14 protein-coding genes are annotated in these 17,081 nt (G+C 63.1%); 6 read left to right on the forward strand and 8 right to left on the reverse strand.

From position 1 onward, the window contains the following. Positions 1-39: 39 nt before the first annotated feature. On the forward strand, positions 40-594 hold the full coding sequence (locus NKI52_RS09195; RefSeq protein WP_352697724.1) for a hypothetical protein: 555 nt from the start codon (positions 40-42) through the stop codon (positions 592-594). A gap of 63 nt (positions 595-657) precedes the next feature. Here the strand turns inward: NKI52_RS09195 and NKI52_RS09200 are convergent, their stop codons facing one another. Then, on the reverse strand, positions 658-924 hold the full coding sequence (locus NKI52_RS09200; protein ID WP_352697726.1) for a hypothetical protein: 267 nt from the start codon (positions 922-924) through the stop codon (positions 658-660). A 229-nt stretch (positions 925-1,153) separates the two neighbouring features. Between NKI52_RS09200 and NKI52_RS09205 the strand changes: the two genes are divergently transcribed. Together NKI52_RS09205 and NKI52_RS09210 are read left to right on the forward strand one after the other, a co-directional pair. Continuing rightward, positions 1,154-2,989, forward strand: a complete 1,836-nt coding sequence (locus NKI52_RS09205) for a monovalent cation:proton antiporter-2 (CPA2) family protein (protein ID WP_352697728.1) — start codon at positions 1,154-1,156, stop codon at positions 2,987-2,989. A 17-nt stretch (positions 2,990-3,006) separates the two neighbouring features. Then, complete coding sequence (locus tag NKI52_RS09210; protein ID WP_502894566.1) at positions 3,007-3,558, forward strand: DUF924 family protein; 552 nt, start codon at positions 3,007-3,009, stop codon at positions 3,556-3,558. 24 nt (positions 3,559-3,582) lie between these two features. On the opposite strand, the gene folK is transcribed toward NKI52_RS09210, so the two are convergent. From folK to folP, 3 genes are read right to left on the reverse strand one after another with little or no spacing between them, the layout of a single operon-like run. Next, a complete protein-coding gene (gene folK, locus NKI52_RS09215) occupies positions 3,583-4,107 on the reverse strand; it encodes a 2-amino-4-hydroxy-6-hydroxymethyldihydropteridine diphosphokinase (RefSeq protein ID WP_352568754.1) in 525 nt (174 codons plus the stop codon). Continuing rightward, a complete protein-coding gene (gene folB / locus NKI52_RS09220; RefSeq protein WP_352568755.1) occupies positions 4,091-4,450 on the reverse strand; it encodes a dihydroneopterin aldolase in 360 nt (119 codons plus the stop codon). The genes folK and folB overlap by 17 nt, the downstream gene beginning before the upstream one ends. Before the next feature lie 3 nt (positions 4,451-4,453). Then, positions 4,454-5,299, reverse strand: a complete 846-nt coding sequence (folP, locus tag NKI52_RS09225) for a dihydropteroate synthase (RefSeq protein WP_352568756.1) — start codon at positions 5,297-5,299, stop codon at positions 4,454-4,456. Between the two features lie 96 nt (positions 5,300-5,395). Between folP and NKI52_RS09230 the strand changes: the two genes are divergently transcribed. Further along, the gene (locus tag NKI52_RS09230) at positions 5,396-6,013 is read left to right on the forward strand and encodes a DUF922 domain-containing Zn-dependent protease (RefSeq protein WP_023674836.1); all 618 of its coding nucleotides are present in this window, start codon (positions 5,396-5,398) and stop codon (positions 6,011-6,013) included. Positions 6,014-6,215: 202 nt separating this feature from the next. After that, positions 6,216-7,697: an MDR family MFS transporter gene (locus NKI52_RS09235; protein ID WP_352568757.1), complete on the forward strand. Its 1,482-nt coding sequence runs from the start codon at positions 6,216-6,218 to the stop codon at positions 7,695-7,697. A gap of 27 nt (positions 7,698-7,724) precedes the next feature. Here the strand turns inward: NKI52_RS09235 and NKI52_RS09240 are convergent, their stop codons facing one another. From NKI52_RS09240 to NKI52_RS09250, 3 genes are all read right to left on the reverse strand, one after another. Then, on the reverse strand, positions 7,725-8,753 hold the full coding sequence (locus NKI52_RS09240; protein ID WP_352593543.1) for an NAD(P)/FAD-dependent oxidoreductase: 1,029 nt from the start codon (positions 8,751-8,753) through the stop codon (positions 7,725-7,727). An 82-nt stretch (positions 8,754-8,835) separates the two neighbouring features. After that, a complete protein-coding gene (locus tag NKI52_RS09245) occupies positions 8,836-9,156 on the reverse strand; it encodes a 2Fe-2S iron-sulfur cluster-binding protein (protein WP_023674833.1) in 321 nt (106 codons plus the stop codon). 97 nt (positions 9,157-9,253) lie between these two features. Continuing rightward, positions 9,254-9,622, reverse strand: a complete 369-nt coding sequence (locus NKI52_RS09250; RefSeq protein WP_352593565.1) for an Hpt domain-containing protein — start codon at positions 9,620-9,622, stop codon at positions 9,254-9,256. A gap of 285 nt (positions 9,623-9,907) precedes the next feature. Between NKI52_RS09250 and NKI52_RS09255 the strand changes: the two genes are divergently transcribed. Beyond that, positions 9,908-16,294 (forward strand): apolipoprotein A-IV repeat region-like domain-containing protein, encoded by a 6,387-nt coding sequence (locus NKI52_RS09255; RefSeq protein WP_352697730.1) that lies wholly within the window; start codon positions 9,908-9,910, stop codon positions 16,292-16,294. A 104-nt stretch (positions 16,295-16,398) separates the two neighbouring features. Here NKI52_RS09255 and NKI52_RS09260 read toward each other — a convergent pair whose 3' ends face one another. Then, entirely contained in the window at positions 16,399-17,052 is a 654-nt protein-coding gene (locus NKI52_RS09260; RefSeq protein ID WP_352502487.1) for an ABC-type transport auxiliary lipoprotein family protein, read from the reverse strand. Positions 17,053-17,081 lie beyond the last annotated feature (29 nt).

Here is a 17,081-nt window from a genome sequence, read left to right on the forward strand (position 1 = left end):
AAGCGTCCAAACCAGTCTCTTTGTTGCCGGGTGTCGTCGATGAAAAGCGTTATTCTGTCCAGCGGGCTGCCCGTGGCGCTCGCGCTTGTCGCAACCGTCGGCATTGCCGGAAACGCTTCGGCGGCGGAACCGGACAAGCAGTTCTTTCGATCGGTCGAAGGCAAATGGGTCGGCCCCGGAGAAATCGTTGCCGGCAAATACAAAGGCACGAAATTCACCTGCAGCTTCATCGGCTCGACGCCTGACGGCAAGGTCGGCATGTCGCTCGACGGCGGCTGCCGGGTCGGTATGTTCACTCAGCAGATGTCGGCAACGATCGAACACAAGGGCCGGCAGGGCTACAAGGGCAGCTTTATGGGCGGGGCCGCCGGCTCCGGCCTCGACATTATCGGCGGCAATGTCGTCGATGCGCACAAGGTGGTTTTCACCATCAATCGCAATCAGTTGCGCGGCGTTATGCAGGCGCTTGTCCCCGACGACAATTCAATGACGGTGACCGTTGCCGTGCGCGTCGACCAGCAGCTGGTCCCGGTCATCGGCATGAAGCTGAAGCGGATCGATGCAGTCGAGGTCGGCTCCATAACTCCGAACTGACTTTCAGCGTGAGAAGGGCGGCGGCCAAACGGCGCCGCCCTCTTTTGATTTGCAAATGGGCGCTCAGTCCTTGATCGCGGCAATCACTTCGTCATAGGCCTTGCAGGCCTCAGCCGCTGTCGTGCCGCTCTGATATTTGGTTGTGACCGCCTGGACCTTGGCCCCGAGGTCGGCTGCCTTGGCCGGATTCTTGGTAATCGCAGCCTGAAGTGCCGCAGTCATGTCCTGGGCCTTCTTGGTCAGCATCTCGGTCGTGCACTCCGGCGCCTTCGAACAGGCAGAACCGGCAAGTGCCGCGATGCCAACGGCAAGCAGCAAGAACTTCTTCATGTCAGTCATCTCCTCAAAAAAGGGCCGCGACTTGATCGTCGCTCGCCCTTCACTGGCCGAAGCCGGGCGTCCTTAGCGCCGGATTGCTGGAACAAGCAACGCGCGGGAGCCCATTATCCTGTTCAGTGCGCCTGCAATATCGCCTTCACAACACGCCGGATTCGCACTGTTCGATCCGCCCCGAAGCCCCTATCTTGGCCGCTTGTTGCAAGAGAGCGGAACGGCAGGCATGGCGGCAGAGGCATCGAACGGCGATCTGATCCAGGTGGTGGCGCTGCTCGCCGCCGGCGTCGTTGCGGTGCCGATCTTCAGGCGCATCGGACTTGGCTCCATCCTCGGCTATTTGACGGCCGGCGTCGTGATCGGTCCGTTCGGGCTGCGCATCTTTTCCGAATCGGAAGCCATTCTTCATGTCGCCGAACTCGGCGTCGTCATGTTTCTGTTCATCATCGGGCTGGAGATGCAGCCGTCACGGCTATGGGGCATGCGCCGCGAGATTTTCGGGCTTGGCGCGCTGCAGGTCGGCGTCTGCGCGGTCCTGCTGACCGGCGTCGGGCTGGCGGGAGCTTTTCCTATCGCGCAATCCTTCGTCGCCGGCGCCGGTTTCGTGCTCACCTCGACGGCCATCGTCATGCAATTGCTGGAAGAACGCGGCGAACTGGCCACGCCCAAGGGCCAGCGCATCGTTTCGGTCCTGCTTTTGGAAGACCTGGCCATCGTGCCGCTGCTGGCGCTGATCGCCTTCCTCGCGCCGGGCGGCGCCGATATGAGCCTGTCGGATCGGTTGACGGAGGTCGGCATCGGCCTTGCCGCGATCGTCGGGCTGGTGCTTGCAGGACGCTATCTGCTCAATCCGTTCTTCCGTATCCTGGCGGATGCGCGCGCCCGCGAGGTGATGACCGCAGCCGCCCTTCTGGTCGTTCTCGGATCGGCGCTCGCCATGCAGCTTTCCGGCCTGTCGATGGCGATGGGCGCCTTCCTGGCCGGCGTGCTTTTGTCGGAATCGACCTTCCGCCACCAGCTGGAGGCCGACATCGAACCGTTCCGCGGCATTCTGCTCGGACTGTTCTTCCTCGCCGTCGGCATGTCGCTCGACCTGCATGTGGTCGTCGTCAACTGGCAGCTCATTGCCATCTATGTCGTCGCCTACATGATGATGAAGGCGATCGGCATCTATATCGTCGCCCGCATTCTCAAAACCGGCCACCGGGAAGGGCTCGAGCGCGCGGTCTTCATGGCGCAAGGCGGCGAATTCGCCTTCGTCCTCTATTCCGCAGCAGCGGCAGTCGGGATCATCGATAGCCAGGCCAATGCGATGCTAACCGCCATCGTCATCATTTCCATGGTGCTGACGCCGTTGGCAATCATAGCCCTGCGGTATCTGACGCCGCGCGACGAGCAGTCGCTTGAAGGCGTCGATGTCGCCAACGGCCTGACCGGCAGCGTGCTGATCATCGGCTTTGGCCGGTTCGGCCAGATCGCCAGCCAGCCGCTTTTGTTGCGCGGGATCGACGTATCGATCATCGACAATGAGGTCGAAATGATCCAGGCGGCGGCCGATTTCGGCTTCAAGGTCTATTACGGCGACGGCACGCGGCTGGACATCCTGCGTGCCGCGGGAGCCGGGCGCGCACGCGCCGTGCTGATCTGCGTTGACAAGCCCGATGCCGCCGTGCGCATCGCCGAGCTCATCAAGGCGGAGTTTCCGTTGCTGACGGTGCTGGCGCGGGCTTTCGACCGCGGCACGGCGTTGCAGCTCATTCGTGCCGGCGTCGACTATCAGCTCCGCGAGACGTTCGAATCGGCGCTTGTCTTCGGCGGCTCGACACTGGAAGCTCTCGGCGTCGATCCGGAAGAGGTCGCCGAGGTAGTCGAGGACGTCCGCCGCCGCGATGCTGCCCGTTTCGAGCTTCAACAGGCCGAAGGCATACGCGCCGGGCGGCGTTTCCTCAAAGGCAATATCGGCACCCCCATCCCGACGCCGCTCAGCACGCCACGGCGCGTGGGCCAGGCGCTCAACGAGGAGACCGCCGGCGTGCTGCAGAAATCCGAACCGGCCGATTAAACGTTGGAAAGACGCGAATGATGAACGAACTGGACGAGCGCGCTGTCTCCATCACCAGATTCTGGCGCGACGCCGGGGAGGACGCGTGGTTCGAGAAGAACGACGCCTTTGATGCCGACTTTCGCACCCGGTTTCTCGATCTGCACTTTGCCGCCGCCCGCCGCGAATGCGACGGCTGGTCCGAACACGCCGAAGGGTCGCTGGCACTGATGATCCTGCTCGACCAGTTTCCGCGAAACTGCTTTCGCGCCACCGGCCACATGTACGCCACGGACCCGCTGGCGCGGCATTTCGCCGGGAAAGCGATCGCTGCCGGCCATGACCTGGCACTCGACGAAGAGCTCCGCGTTTTTCTCTATCTGCCCTATGAGCATTCGGAGGACCTCGCCGATCAGCTCAAATCGGCAGAGCTTACCGCCGCCAAAGCCCCGATCTATCTGAAATATGCGATCGAGCATCGCGACATCATCCAGCGCTTCGGCCGCTTTCCGCATCGAAACAGGATGCTTGGCCGCGAGACGACACCGGACGAACAAATGTTCCTCGACGGAGGTGGGTTCTCCGGCTGATTTCAGGCACCGATGGCGGCAGCATCAGGTTTTCCACCAATCCCGGCCTGACGGCAGCCGTTCAATGCCCGATGTGTCGACGGCGGCCAGCCGCTCCGATACGCTCTTGCCGTCGACCACAAGCTCCGGCGCAATTTCTGCCAGCGGCGCCAGCACGAAGGCGCGCTCCAGCATGCGCGGATGCGGCACCTCCAGTCCGGTCTCGTGGATGATGCGGTCGCCGAACACCAGAATGTCGATATCGATCAGGCGTGGACCCCAGCGCTCCTCGCGCACCCGCTTCAGTTTTCGCTCGGCGTCGAGGCAAAGGTCGAGCAAAGCCCGTGGCGCGAGCGCGGTCGAGATTTCGGCCGTCGCGTTGAGGAAATCCGGCTGATCGAGCTTGCCCCAGGGGGGCGTGCGGTAGAGCGACGAAACGGCAACGACGCGCGTTCTCTCGTTGGCATCCAGAATGCCCAGTGCCGCAGCCATCGACTTCGCCGGATCGCCGAGATTGCCGCCAAGGCTGAGATAGACGGTGTTGTTGTTGTTACTATTCTGGCCAGACAACGGTCACCTCGACATGATCGAGCACACCCGGCACCGGGGCGTTCGGCTTGCGCACGGTGATTTCGGCCTTTTTGATCTGCGGAAACCGCGCCGTCAGCGCCCTCGCCACTTCGAGCGCCAGCGCTTCGATCAGAAAGCGCCGTTCGCCGGTAATGATCTTCTCGATGACCGCAAAGGCGATGCCGTAATTGACGGTGTCCTCGATGGAATCCTCGACCAGCGCCTGCCCGGGATCCACCGTGAGTGCCGCATCGACATAAAAGCGCTGGCCGAGCGTCTCTTCTTCGTCCAGCACACCGTGCCGGGCAAAGAAGGCGCAGTTCTTCATGCGGATGACATACATGGCTCAGCTTTCCCCGATCTCACGTGCCAGCATAGCATCGGCGATGGCCAGCGCATCCACGTTGATTGCGACATCGTGGACGCGAAAGAGATGCGCGCCTTTGAGCCTCAGGATAACGCTGGTGGCCGCGGTCCCGGCGCCTCTTGCGGCTGCGTCGCGGCCGGTGACGGTGCCGATAAAGCGCTTTCGCGATGTGCCGGCCATCAGTGGAAAACCCAGCGCATGAAGCTCGGAAAACCGTGCCATCAGGTCAAGATTTTCCGCTGCCGTCTCCTTGGCAAAGCCGAAGCCCGGATCGAGCACGATATGGTCGTCGGCAACACCGCTCCGCCGCGCGATTTCCAGCGACTTCCTGAGGAAGAAGAGCTGATCGGCAATCACGTCGGGCAGTTTCTGCCGGTCCCGTCCAGTGTGCATGACGACAAGGCCAGCGCCGGTTTCGGCCGCGACCCGGGCAATGCCCGGTTCGCGCTGCAGGCCCCAGACGTCATTGACGATATGCGCGCCGGCTTGGACGGCAAGCCGGGCCGTATCCTCGCGATAGGTATCGACCGAGATCAGCGTTCCGCCAGACGTCGCGAGCGCCTCGATGACCGGCAATATGCGAGCCTGCTCTTCCTTTGCGGAGACCGCAGACGCCCCGGGACGTGTCGATTCTCCGCCGATGTCGATGACGGAGGCCCCCTCCTCGACCATGCGGCGCGCCTGAGCCACTGCTTTTTCCGGCGCATCGAACAGGCCGCCGTCGGAAAAACTGTCCGGCGTGATGTTGAGGATGCCGACGACCACGGCCTTGCCGCCAAGGTCGAGATGGCGTCCGTGCGCCAATTGCCATCGCCCTGTCATCATTGCCCATCAACCATGTTCGATCTCGCGGCGTGGCGGGGGATCAATTCCGTTGCGCCGAGGACGGCGGTAAAGCAAGGTGGGGAAAGAGGCAACACGATGAAACGATCCCTCCTCTGCGCCCTGATGCTCGCTCTGACCGCATTCCCGGCCGGCGCTGCAACTCTCGTCAAGACATATAGTTATTTCCCGATCGGCGGCAGGACGCTCGACGACATCGAGACCCAGCTGTCGAAACTCGGGCCTCAGGTGAAAAGCACCGGGTCGCGGCATCCGGGAGCTACCCAGATGGCGTTCACCACCCGCGTCAGCTATGCGCAAAAGCCGGGCTCGTGCTGGATTGCCGACGCTGTCGTCACCGTCAAGGTCAAGGTCATCCTTCCTGAGTGGCGCCGCCCGCGCAAAGCCGATGCCGGCGTCAGGCTGTTCTGGGATACGTTGTCCGCCGACATCAAGCGCCATGAGGAACGCCACGTCGAGATTGCCAAGAACCACGGCCGCGAACTAGAAGACGCCTTGAAGGCGAGCTACCCGGAAAAGACCTGCGAACTGGCAAAGGCCAAGGCCGCAAAAATCACTGCGGCCATGCTTGCCAAACACGACCAGGACCAGATGCGCTTCGATCGCGTCGAAAGCGCCAATTTCCAAAGCCGCATCCTGCGGCTTTTGCACTATCGCATCGAGCGCATTGAGAACGGCCGGCTCGCTCCCGGCTGAACTCCGCGTCGTCGGACAAAGCCAATTTTGCCGAAACATAGTGCCAGCTTCGGAAAACTTTCGAGCCGCTGTCGAAATCGGCCTATAGCGAACGACATATGCCAGGTTCGCAGGGATCAGCCTCCGGCAAACGCCAATCGGCGTACCTAGATGCTTCCCAGCCCGTCGCGGACGTGCACGCAGGCATAATGGATGAACGGATATGGACCAGGCTGTCGACAAGCAAACGATGGTGGAAACCAGCGCGCCGCTGACCGAAACCGAGAAAAACGCCATCATCGGCGGCGTGCTTTTGTCGATGCTGCTGGCGGCGCTCGACCAGACCATCGTCGCGCCGGCGATGCCGACGATGGCCCGTCTGCTCGGGCATGCCGAATATCTGCCATGGATCGTGACCGGCTATCTTCTGACCGCGACCGCCGTGGCGCCGCTCTACGGCAAGATCTCCGATATTTATGGTCGCCGGCCGACCGTCTATGCTGCAATCCTGATCTTTCTCGCCGGCTCGCTGGTCAGCGCCACGGCCCCTAACATGCTGGTCCTGGTTGTCGGCCGGGCGATCCAGGGCGCCGGTGGCGGCGGCCTGTTCGCCCTGACGCAGACCGTGATCGGCGACCTCGTGCCGCCGCGCGAGCGGGCCCGATACGCCGCCTGGATCTCGGGCACATGGGCCGTCGCCAGCATCGCGGGGCCGCTCCTCGGCGGCACCTTCGCCGAACATCTGCATTGGTCGCTGATCTTCTGGATCAACATTCCGCTCGGCCTGCTGGCCATGGCGATCATCAACAACCCGCTCAAGAAGCTGCCGATCGCCGCAAAACATCACCGCATCGACGGCCTCGGCGCGCTGCTTCTGGTCGCGGCCACCTCGCTGCTGCTGCTTGCCTTGAACTGGGGCGGCAGCGAGTATCCGTGGCTGTCGCCTGAAATCCTTGGACTGCTCGCCTGCTCGGCGGTGTTCTGGAGCGCGTTCGCGCTGCGGCTCATGCGCGCGGCCGAACCGCTGATCTCGCTCGAAGTGCTCGGCAATCCGATCGTTCTCGCCGGCACATTGTCGATGTTCCTACTGCAGGCCGCCAATGTCGGCCTGTCGGTCTATCTGCCGGTCTACCTGCAATCGGTCGTCGGCCTGTCGGTCAGTCAATCGGGCACCGCGTTGCTTGGGCTGATGCTCGGCACGGTGGCCGGTGCGACATTCAGCGCGCGAATGATCCCGCGCTTTTTCCACTATAAGCGCATTGCCATGATCGGAACTGTTTTCTCGATCCTGTGCCTCGGCGTGCTCAGCCTGGTCGCCGGGCATGCCTCACTTTTGCTCGTCGAGGTGTTGACGACCTGCGTAGGCCTGGGTACAGGCACGACCTTTCCGGTTGCCACCGTCTCGGTCCAGAACGCCGTCGATCGCATGCACCTTGGCGTAGCGACCGGCGTTCTCACCTTCCTGCGCTCGCTGGGCAGCGCGCTTGGCGTCGCTATGCTCGGTGCCGTCGCCCTTGGTTACGGGCTGCCGCTGGCCAGCGAAGGCACGCAGCCGGCCGGCCATATCGCCTCGGCCATGCCGTTCGTGATGATCTTTCTTGCCGCGGCCGCGATCTTGCTGTTGTCGCTCATCACGCTCTGGCTGATGCCGGAGAAAACGCTTCGCGGCCATGCCGAGGCTGTGGCTCCAGCCCTGGCGGAGTAGACCGGCCCGACGAAAATATGGCGAGGCTCAGTCGATCACGCCGAGCTTCTTCTGCAGACTGGTTGACGAGGTCGTATACTGAAAAACGATGCGCTCGCCGGGGCTGACGATGCGCTTGGCCGCTTGCGCCATCAAGGCGACCTCGTGGAAGCCCGACAGGATCAGCTTCAGCTTGCCGGGGTACCAGTTGATGTCGCCGACGGCGAAGATGCCGGGCACCGACGTCTGGAATTTTTCGGTGTCGACCGGGATCAGGTTCTCGTGGAGGTTGAGGCCCCATTCGGCGATTGGGCCGAGCTTCATCGTCAGGCCGAAGAACGGCAGCATCCGCGTACACGGCACTTCGATATCGCCCTCCGGCCCCTTGATGGTGGCGGAGGCGAGCTGGCCGTCGGCGCCGGTCAGGCCAGTCACCTGTCCGACCTGGAATTCCAGCTGCTTCATCTCCTGCATGGCATACATCTTGTTGACGCTGTCGGGCGCTGCACGGAATTCGGGCCGCCGGTGCACCAGCGTCACGCTCTTGGCAACCGGCTGCAGGTTCAGCGTCCAGTCGAGCGCCGAATCGCCGCCGCCGACGATGACGAGGTCGTGGCCGCGAAAGTCCTCCATCCGGCGCACCGAGTAGAACACGCTCTTGCCTTCATAGGGTTCGATGCCTGGAATCGGCGGGCGCTTCGGCTGGAACGAACCGCCGCCGGCGGCAATCACCACAATTTTGGCTTCGAACACCTCGTTTTCGTCGGTAATGACGCGGAAGCTGCCGTCCTCCAATCTTTCCAGGCTCGAAACCATGCGGCTATAGGTGAATTCGGGCTTGAACGGCGCGATCTGCTCAAGCAGCTTGTCGACCAGGCCTTGCGCCGAGATCGAGGGCCAAGCCGGAATGTCGTAGATCGGCTTTTCCGGGTAGAGTTCGGCGCATTGCCCGCCGGGCCGGTCGAGGATGTCGATCAGATGGCACTTCATGTCGAAGAGGCCGAGCTCGAATACGGCAAACAGGCCGACAGGCCCTGCCCCGACAATGAGTACGTCCGTCTTGGTGATAGCGGTCATGAAGCATGCGCCTTTATGGGAAAACGGCGCGACACTGCATGACCATTGGTCCGCTGCCAAGCGGCAGCCGCAAAAATCGGCTTCAGCCCTGGCGGGCCGGCACGCGCACGACCAGCCCGTCGAGGGCGTCGCGCACCTTGATCTGGCATGACAGCCGCGAGTTCGGCTGGACCTCGTAGGCGAAATCCAGCATGTCCTCTTCCATGGCTTCCGGCTCGCCGACCTCCGCCGTCCAGGCTTCGTCGACATAAACATGGCAGGTCGCGCAGGCGCAGGCGCCGCCGCATTCCGCTTCTATTCCCGGCACCGCATTGCGGATCGCATTTTCCATGACGGTCGAGCCGTTTTCGGCATCCACGTCAAAATGCGTGCCGTCATGGGCGATGAAGGTCAGCTTGGTCATTTGTCACCTGAAGGGAGTCTGAGCCGACATAATCACTCTGCCGGACAAGTCAACTGCGGCGCGAAAGCGCCCGTGCGTGGCGTCTTTGGGATAAGTCCTATCGGCTGATGGCGGCGACGAAGTCGCGCACTTCTTCGATCAGCGAGCCAAGCCGCTTCAGCGTGCTGGCGTCTTCGGGCCGGCATTCGATCGCGCTGGCGCAATCGGCAATGGCGAAGGCGCCGACCCCGCGCGCCGAGCCTTTGAGCCCGTGTGCCAATAGCAGCCGCTGCCTGACATCCGCTTCGACGATCTTGTCGCGCACCGACAGCGCCTGCTGCACGAACAGAGCCAGCACCTCCTGCTCGAGGCTCCGATCGCCCATCGTCTGGCGCGCAAGATGCGCCAGGTCGATCGGCCGCGCCCCGGCTGTCCCCGACACGTCGCCGCCGGGCATCGAGAAGGCAATGCCGTTTTCGCCACGTATCACTTTGAGACTCCGTTCTTCGACCGCCGCAAAAACTAGGCGTATCCGGTGGACAACGGGTTAATGATTGGCCCGGAAAAATGTCGCGATAACGGCGCCGGAATCACGGCTGTGTTAACCTTATATTTAAAGTTTTACGTATCGGGCGGAATGCATGTTTTCTTTACCCGGCTGTGTCATTACGATACGACAGGTCCATTTTCAGCCTCCTGCGCGGGACACGCTAGGCAGAATCAATAAGCAGAACCATAAGTCCCGCGGCAGCTTGTACAGGGTAGCGAAGGCATGGCGAAGAAACCAACGACGACAAGAACGCTCGACAGCGACGTAGCCAGGGAACTTGAAAAGGCACTTGATATCGATCTGAGCGGCGATGCCGGCGGCGACTTCGACATGGCTGCATCCATGGAAGATCTCGAAGCGCAAATATCGCAAGCCGCCGACGAGTTGGCGCGCGAAGGTCGCAGCCAGAACGAAGCGCCTGCCCCGGACCAGACCCAGAACGCGGCACCTGCCGCCAATCAAAGCCAGATCGCAAAACCCGCGCCAAAGGCCAAGCCGGCTGAGTTGCGTCCTGTCGTAACGCGCAATGGCTCGCAGCCGGCAGCTTTCTCGCCGGCCAACGACGATCGTCAAAAAGACTATAAGACGCTCCTGCACACCCTCAATCGGCGCGCCTCGAACACGATCTACTGGGTCGTGGCTTTCGTTTCGCTGGCCTGGATCGCCGGCGCTGGCGGCCTTGCGAACCTGTTGTTCGGACCTGGCATCTGGAACATCCGCACCTTCGATCAGTTTTTCGCCCGTCCGGAGCTGATCGGCCTGGCGGTCGCGGCAATCGTGCCCGTCATCCTGTTCTGGGCATTCGCAGTGATGATTCGCCGCGCTCAGGAGATGCGCCTTGCCGCGCAGTCGATGACCGAGGTGGCCTTCCGTCTGGCCGAGCCGGAAAATCTTGCCCAGGATCGCGTCATGATGATCGGCCAAGCGGTTCGCCGGGAGGTGGCAGCCATGGGCGAAGGCATCGAACGCACGCTTGCGCGTGCCGTCGAGCTCGAAACGCTGGTCCACAGCGAGGTGAACCAGATCGAGCGCTCCTATTCAGAGAACGAGTCCCGCATCCGCTCGCTGGTCGACGGGCTGGGCAGCGAGCGCGAAGCGGTCGTCACCCATGCCGAGCGCGTGCGCGCCTCGATCACCGGCGCCCACGAGACACTGAAAGACGAGATCAACGCCGCCAGCGATATCATTCGCGACAGCATTCTCAACGCCTCGACCAAGCTGTCGATGACGATCAACGAATCCGGCGATACGCTGATCGACAGGATCAACGGAAGCTCGTTGTCGATCTTCGATTCGGTGGAAGGCCGGCTCGAATCGATCACCGATCGGCTGTCGACGTCGGGCGAGGCCTTCGCCAGCCTGCTCGACACCCGGATCGCCAAGCTGACGGACACCACCGATGGCCTGACGCGGTCACTGACCGACCTGCTCGACGACCGCACGAGCGGCATGGTGTCGCTGCTCGGCGGTGCCGCCCGCACACTCAATTCGGAATTCGAAGCCAGCCTCAACGGCATCGAGCGGACGCTTGCTGAACGTGGCCAGGCGCTGATCAGCGAGTTCCAGACCCGCGCCGAGGCGCTCGACACCGGCACGCAGAAGCTCAACGCCGCGCTGGAGGCTCGCGCACGCCAAATCAACGAGACGCTGGTCGAGCGCGCCCGCGAAATCGCCCACACATTCCAGGATAGCAAGGATACGCTGTCGGCGATGATCGATCAGGGCAAGACCCAGATCGGCGCCGACATGGCCGACATCATTTCATCGACCTCGACCATGCTTGAAGCCCGCGCCGGCGATTTCGCCGGGCGCATGGAAGCGGCGCGCCATGTCGTATCGCGTTCGTTCGATACGGACATCGAGCGGCTTGCCGATGCTCGCGCCGGCATCGAGGAAGCCGTCGAGAACCACAGCCGCAAGCTTTCCGAAAGCCGCGACCGGATGGCGGCGGCAATGCAGGCCGATCTGGCGAAGTTCGCCGAAGGTCGCGCCGAAATCGACGCAGCGGTGGCTAACCAGGTGCAGAAGCTAGCCGAAGGCCGCGGCCTGATCTCGCGCGCCCTTGAAGAGGATCTGCGCAAGGTCAACGAATCGCGCGCAGCGATCGACGCTTCGCTGGGCAGCCATCTCGAAAGCCTTGAAGAGGGTCGCAACAGGCTTGCCCAGGCCTTGAACGAAGACTCTGGAAAACTCGTGCAAGCCCGCACGATAATTGATGAAATGGTTGCCGGGCACGTCGGCAAGCTCGCCGAAGGCCGCAGCATCCTTTCGCGCGCGCTCGAGGCCGACCTCGGCAAGCTGGCAGAGAGTCGCGCCGGCATAGACGGCCTCGTCGCCGGTCAAGTCGAAAAGATCGCCGAGGGTCGCGCCATACTCGCCAGTGCGTTGGAAGCCGACATCGCCGGCATCAATGGCCTCATCGAGGCTCATTCGGCGAAATTGGCGCAAGACCGCAGCGGGCTTTCCCAGTCACTCGATAACGACCTGTCCGACATCAGGAGCCTGATCGCCGATCATTCTGGCAGGCTCGCCGATGACCGCAGCCTGCTTTCGAAGACGCTTGAAGACGATCTTGCCAAGCTGGCCGAAAGCCGGTCGAGCATCGATGGGCTGGTTGCCGGCCAGGTCGAGAAGCTGGCCGAAGGCCGCGACATCCTCAAGCGCGCGCTTGAATCGGACCTGAACGCGATCAAGGGCGTCATCGCCAGCCAGTCTGAAAAGCTGGCGGAAGACCGTGGCCAGTTGTCGCGGGCACTGGAGAGCGACCTGGAGGCTGTGCGGGGCGTTGTCTCCGATCACATGGACAAGCTCGCCGAAGACCGTTCGACCCTTTCGAAGGCGCTCGAAGACGATCTCGTCAAGTTGGCCGAAAGCCGCTCGAGCATCGATGTGATGGTTGCCGGCCAGGTCGAAAAGCTTGCAGAGGGCCGCGACATCCTCAAGCGTGCGCTCGAAGCCGATCTGAGCACTGTCAAGGATGTCATCGCCGGCCAATCCGAGAAGCTGGCCGAGGATCGTGGTCAGCTGTCGCGGGCACTAGAGACCGATCTCGAGACCGTGCGGGGCGTCGTCTCCGAACATATGAACAAGCTCGCCGAGGACCGTTCGGCCCTGTCAAAGGCGCTCGAGGACGATCTTGCCAGGCTGGCAGAGAGCCGGTCGAGCATCGACGGGCTGGTCGCAGGCCAGGTCGAGAAGCTGGCCGAGGGTCGCGACATCCTCAAGCGCGCGCTGGAAGACGATCTTACCAAGCTGGCCGAAAGCCGCTCGAGCATCGACGGACTGGTTTCCGGCCAGGTCGAGAAGCTGGCCGAAGGTCGCGACATCCTCAAGCGCGCCTTGGAGGCCGATCTCAGCACGATCAGGGGCGCCATCGCCGATCAGTCGCAGCTATTGACCGATAATCGCGCGCAGTTTTCGCGTGCGCTGGAAGCCGATCTCGGCAACGTGAACAGCCTTGTCGCAACCCACGCAGAGAAGCTCGTCCAGGACCGCTCGACCCTGTCGAAGGCGCTCGAGGACGATCTCGCCAAGCTGGCGGAAAGCCGCTCGAGCATCGATGGGCTGGTTGCCGGCCAGGTTGAGAAACTGGCGGAAGGCCGCGACATCCTCAGGCGCGCGTTGGAAGCCGATCTGGAGAGGCTTGCAATGAGCCGCAGCGAAGTCGACGAGATCGTCGCCGGTCATGTCGGCAAGCTGAGCGAGGGCCGCGACATGCTGACCCGCGCATTGCAGGACGATCTCTCCAGGCTCGCCGAAACGCGCAAGGATGTCGACCGTTCGCTGTCCGGCCATATCGACCAGATCGCCGCCAGGAGCACCGACATCTCCGATGCGATCGCTGCGGACGTAGAAAAGATCGAGCAGGCGTTCAGCCGGCAGACAGGCATCATTGAAGAGCGCGCCAGCACAATGGAGCGGGCGCTGTCGACGGGTGTCGACAACGTGCGCAGTGTGCTCGAAAGAAGCGCGGTCTTCGTCGCCGGCGCGCTGCGCGAGAAGGTCATGGAAGTTACCAGCGCGCTGCATGAGCAGGCGGGCGCGGCATTCAGCGATGCCGACCGCAAGATCGCCGAGCGCGCCGAGCAGACCTCGGCCGCCCTGCTCGCCAGGGCGGAGGACATCGCCCGCACCTTTGAAGAGGCGGATCGTCGCCTCGCCGCCCGCGCCGAGGATACGTCGAGCGCACTGATTGCCCGCGCCGACGACACGTCGAACACCTTGTTCGCGCGTGCCCAGGAGACGGCCGATCAGCTGGCAGCCAGAGCAAGTGAGATTGCCGGCACCTTCGACGTGGCGGACCACAGGCTGGTCTCTCGCGCCATCGAAACGGCCCAGTCGCTGGCTGCACGTGCCGGCGACATCCTGCGCAATTTCGAAACAGCCGACGAGCGGCTGGGCGTGCGCATCGGCGAATCCGCCGAAGCTCTCGCGGCACGTGCGTCGGATCTCGGCCGCATTTTCGATGCCGCCGACCAGCAACTTATTTCGCGCATTGCCGAAGGCTCCGAAGCACTTTCGGCCCGTGCGTCCGAGATCGGCCGCATCTTCGAGGAGGCGGATCATCGTCTGGTGTCCCGCATTGCCGACAGCAGCACCGCAATCGGCGAACATGCCGACACCATTGTCGGTGCCTTCACCAGCACCGAGCAGCGGGTTGCCGAACGCGCCAGGCAGACTGGCCAGGAACTCGCCGTCCATGCCCGTGAAATCGAGCAACTGCTTGCCGGTGCCGACGAACGCCTGGCATCGAGTGCTGCTGCCACTGCGGCCCGCGTCGAGGAGCAGGTCGCCAGCGTCGAGAACCGCCTCGCCTACTCCGCCGAGACAATGGGCCAAAAGCTCAATGAACAGGTCTCGAATGCCGAGGCGCAGTTGGTCTCGCGCGCCAACTCGATCGCCGAAACCTTCACCGCGGTCGGCCAGCATATCGGCCAGAGCACCAATGACGCTGCAAAGTCCATCGGTGCCAATACTCGCGAGCTCAATACGATGCTTGCGGCACGTTCGGCCGAAATATCGAAAATCCTGGACGAGACGGCACGGCCTCTGGTCGAGCGCTTCGCCCAGGGCGGCTCCGAGCTGCAAAAGAGCATGGAAGAGGTCACCGAACGTGCGACCGAGAAGCTGCGCACTCAAAACGCCGCCCTCGTCGACGCCCTCGCCAGCCGCACGGCCGAAACGCTGTCGGCCGTCGAAGGCGCGCGCTCGACGCTTGCCGACAGCGTTGCCGACCTCATCGGCCGCATGACCACCTCCAGCTCGCAGCTCGGTCAGTTGATCGAGCAGGCGGCGGCCAATCTCGGCCAGGTCGACGAACGCCTGACCGGCAGCACGCAAAGCTTCGCAGCGACTACCGAAAAGACCGCGCAGACCTTCGCCAGCTCGGCGCGCCTGGTCGATTCGAACACGACGCGGCTCACCGAGCTGTCGTCGTCGACCTTGCGCGAGGTTGCTTCAATCGCCACCAAGTTCGACGAGCACAGCCGGTTGCTTTCCAGTGCCTCGGACCTGTTGAGCTCGGCCCAGAGCAATCTTGAGCACACACTCGAAAGGCAATCGTCGCTGGAGGACCTTGCCGTCGGCCTTGTCAAGAAGTCGGAAGATCTCGAAAGGGTCATGCGCTCGTTCGAGAATCTGGTCGGCCAGACGCTGCAGAACGCCGAAGGCAAGACGCTGGAATCCGCCGACAAGATCCGTACCGCGATTTCCGAAGTGGTCGATTCGGCAACCAAGCGCTTTGCCGATGCGACCGAGGAGATGCGGCGTACCGCCGGCTCGATCAAGAGCGAGCTCGACCTCACCCGGGCCGAGCTTAAGAAAGGCGTCATCGAGATGCCGGAAGAGGCAAAGGAATCAACCACGGCTATCCGCCGTGCCGTTTCAGAGCAGATCAACGCGCTGAAGGAACTTTCTGAAATCGTTGCGAAATCTGGCCGCAGCGCCGACAGTTCGGAACAGCGCAACCTGCGTCCGGCGCCGCAAGCGCCTGCCGCACGCCCCGCCGAACCGCCACGTCGCCCGGCTCCGGCTCCCGAACAGCGCCGTGCACCGCAGGCGCCTTCGGGCGAGACGGCGCTGCGCGGCACGCTCGACCTCGAACGTCCCGCAGACCAAGCGCCGCGCCAGCGCGACCCCAACGGCCGCACGCCGCAGGGCGGTTGGGTGCGTGACCTCCTGACCGGTGCATCACGCGAAGACGACGCCAAGCCGGCAGCGCCTGCCGAAGCGCCGCGCCCGGCTCCCGCTGCGCGTTCGCCGCTTCATGTCGTGGAATCGCTGAACTCGCTCTCGGTCGATATCGCACGCGCCATCGATCACGATGCGTCGATCGAGTTGTGGAACCGCTACCGGCGTGGCGAGCGTGACGTCTTCACACGCCGACTTTACACGCTGAAGGGCCAGCAGACGTTCGACGAGATCCGCCGCAAATATCAGTCAGAGGCGGAGTTCCGCGCTGCTGTCGATCGTTACTGCGACGATTTCGAAAAGCTGCTCAAGGACGTGTCGCGCAACGACCGCGACAACATCATGGCGCAGACCTACCTGACGTCGGACACCGGCAAGGTCTACACCATGCTGGCCCACGCCAGCGGCCGCCTGCACTAAGCGGGCGACAGAGAACAAACGAAAAGGCGGGATTTCCCGCCTTTTTCATGCCGTACTGAATTCCATTGGCGCTGTAGAGTGCCGTGCCGGCAGTTCCGGCTGTGTCAGATCACGGTGTCCGTCCAGCGGACGATTTGCCCTGCCGCATCGCCGAACGCGGCATCGAGCGCGCCGACATAGGCCTGGTTGCCATTGCCCGAAACGGGCGCGATTGCGCTAAACGTCTTCGAAGCGCGCACTTCACCGTTGCGATCGTTCAACAGGCGCACAAACAGCTCGACCTCGGCATGTTCGCCACCGTCGACACGCACCTCGAACGAGCGGATCTCGACGATCACCTGATAGTCGATCGCCAGCCCCTCGCCTGGCTTGCCGACGCCGGTGAAGCTGCCCGAGCGCTGGAACGTCTCTGCCAGCCGCGCCTGTACGATCATCGGCAGCCGGTCGGCCCATTGCGCGCCCTTGAGATACTGGATCGATCGCGGCGATGGCTTAATGACGATGTTCTGGCTGTCCAGCGCCTTGAGCGCCGATGGCTGAGCGATGAGTATCTGGCGACGGCTGTGGGCACGCGCTTCCAGCGACGGCGCCGAAAGCTCAAACGTATCCAGCGGCGCCGGCTTGCCGCCCAGCGCCGCGCAGCCGGCGAGCGAAAGCGCCAGCAGTGCCGCTCCGGTCTTGAACCCACTCGATCTGACGCTGCCTGAACTGATCGACTTCAAACGCGATCCCCCCCGGATCGTGGAAACAACGCGCATCCGCAAGCTATGTTCTTGCGGTGGGCGCA

Source organism: Mesorhizobium sp. M0590 (genome assembly GCF_040320905.1).
In the GTDB taxonomy this organism is placed as follows: Bacteria; Pseudomonadota; Alphaproteobacteria; order Rhizobiales; family Rhizobiaceae; genus Mesorhizobium.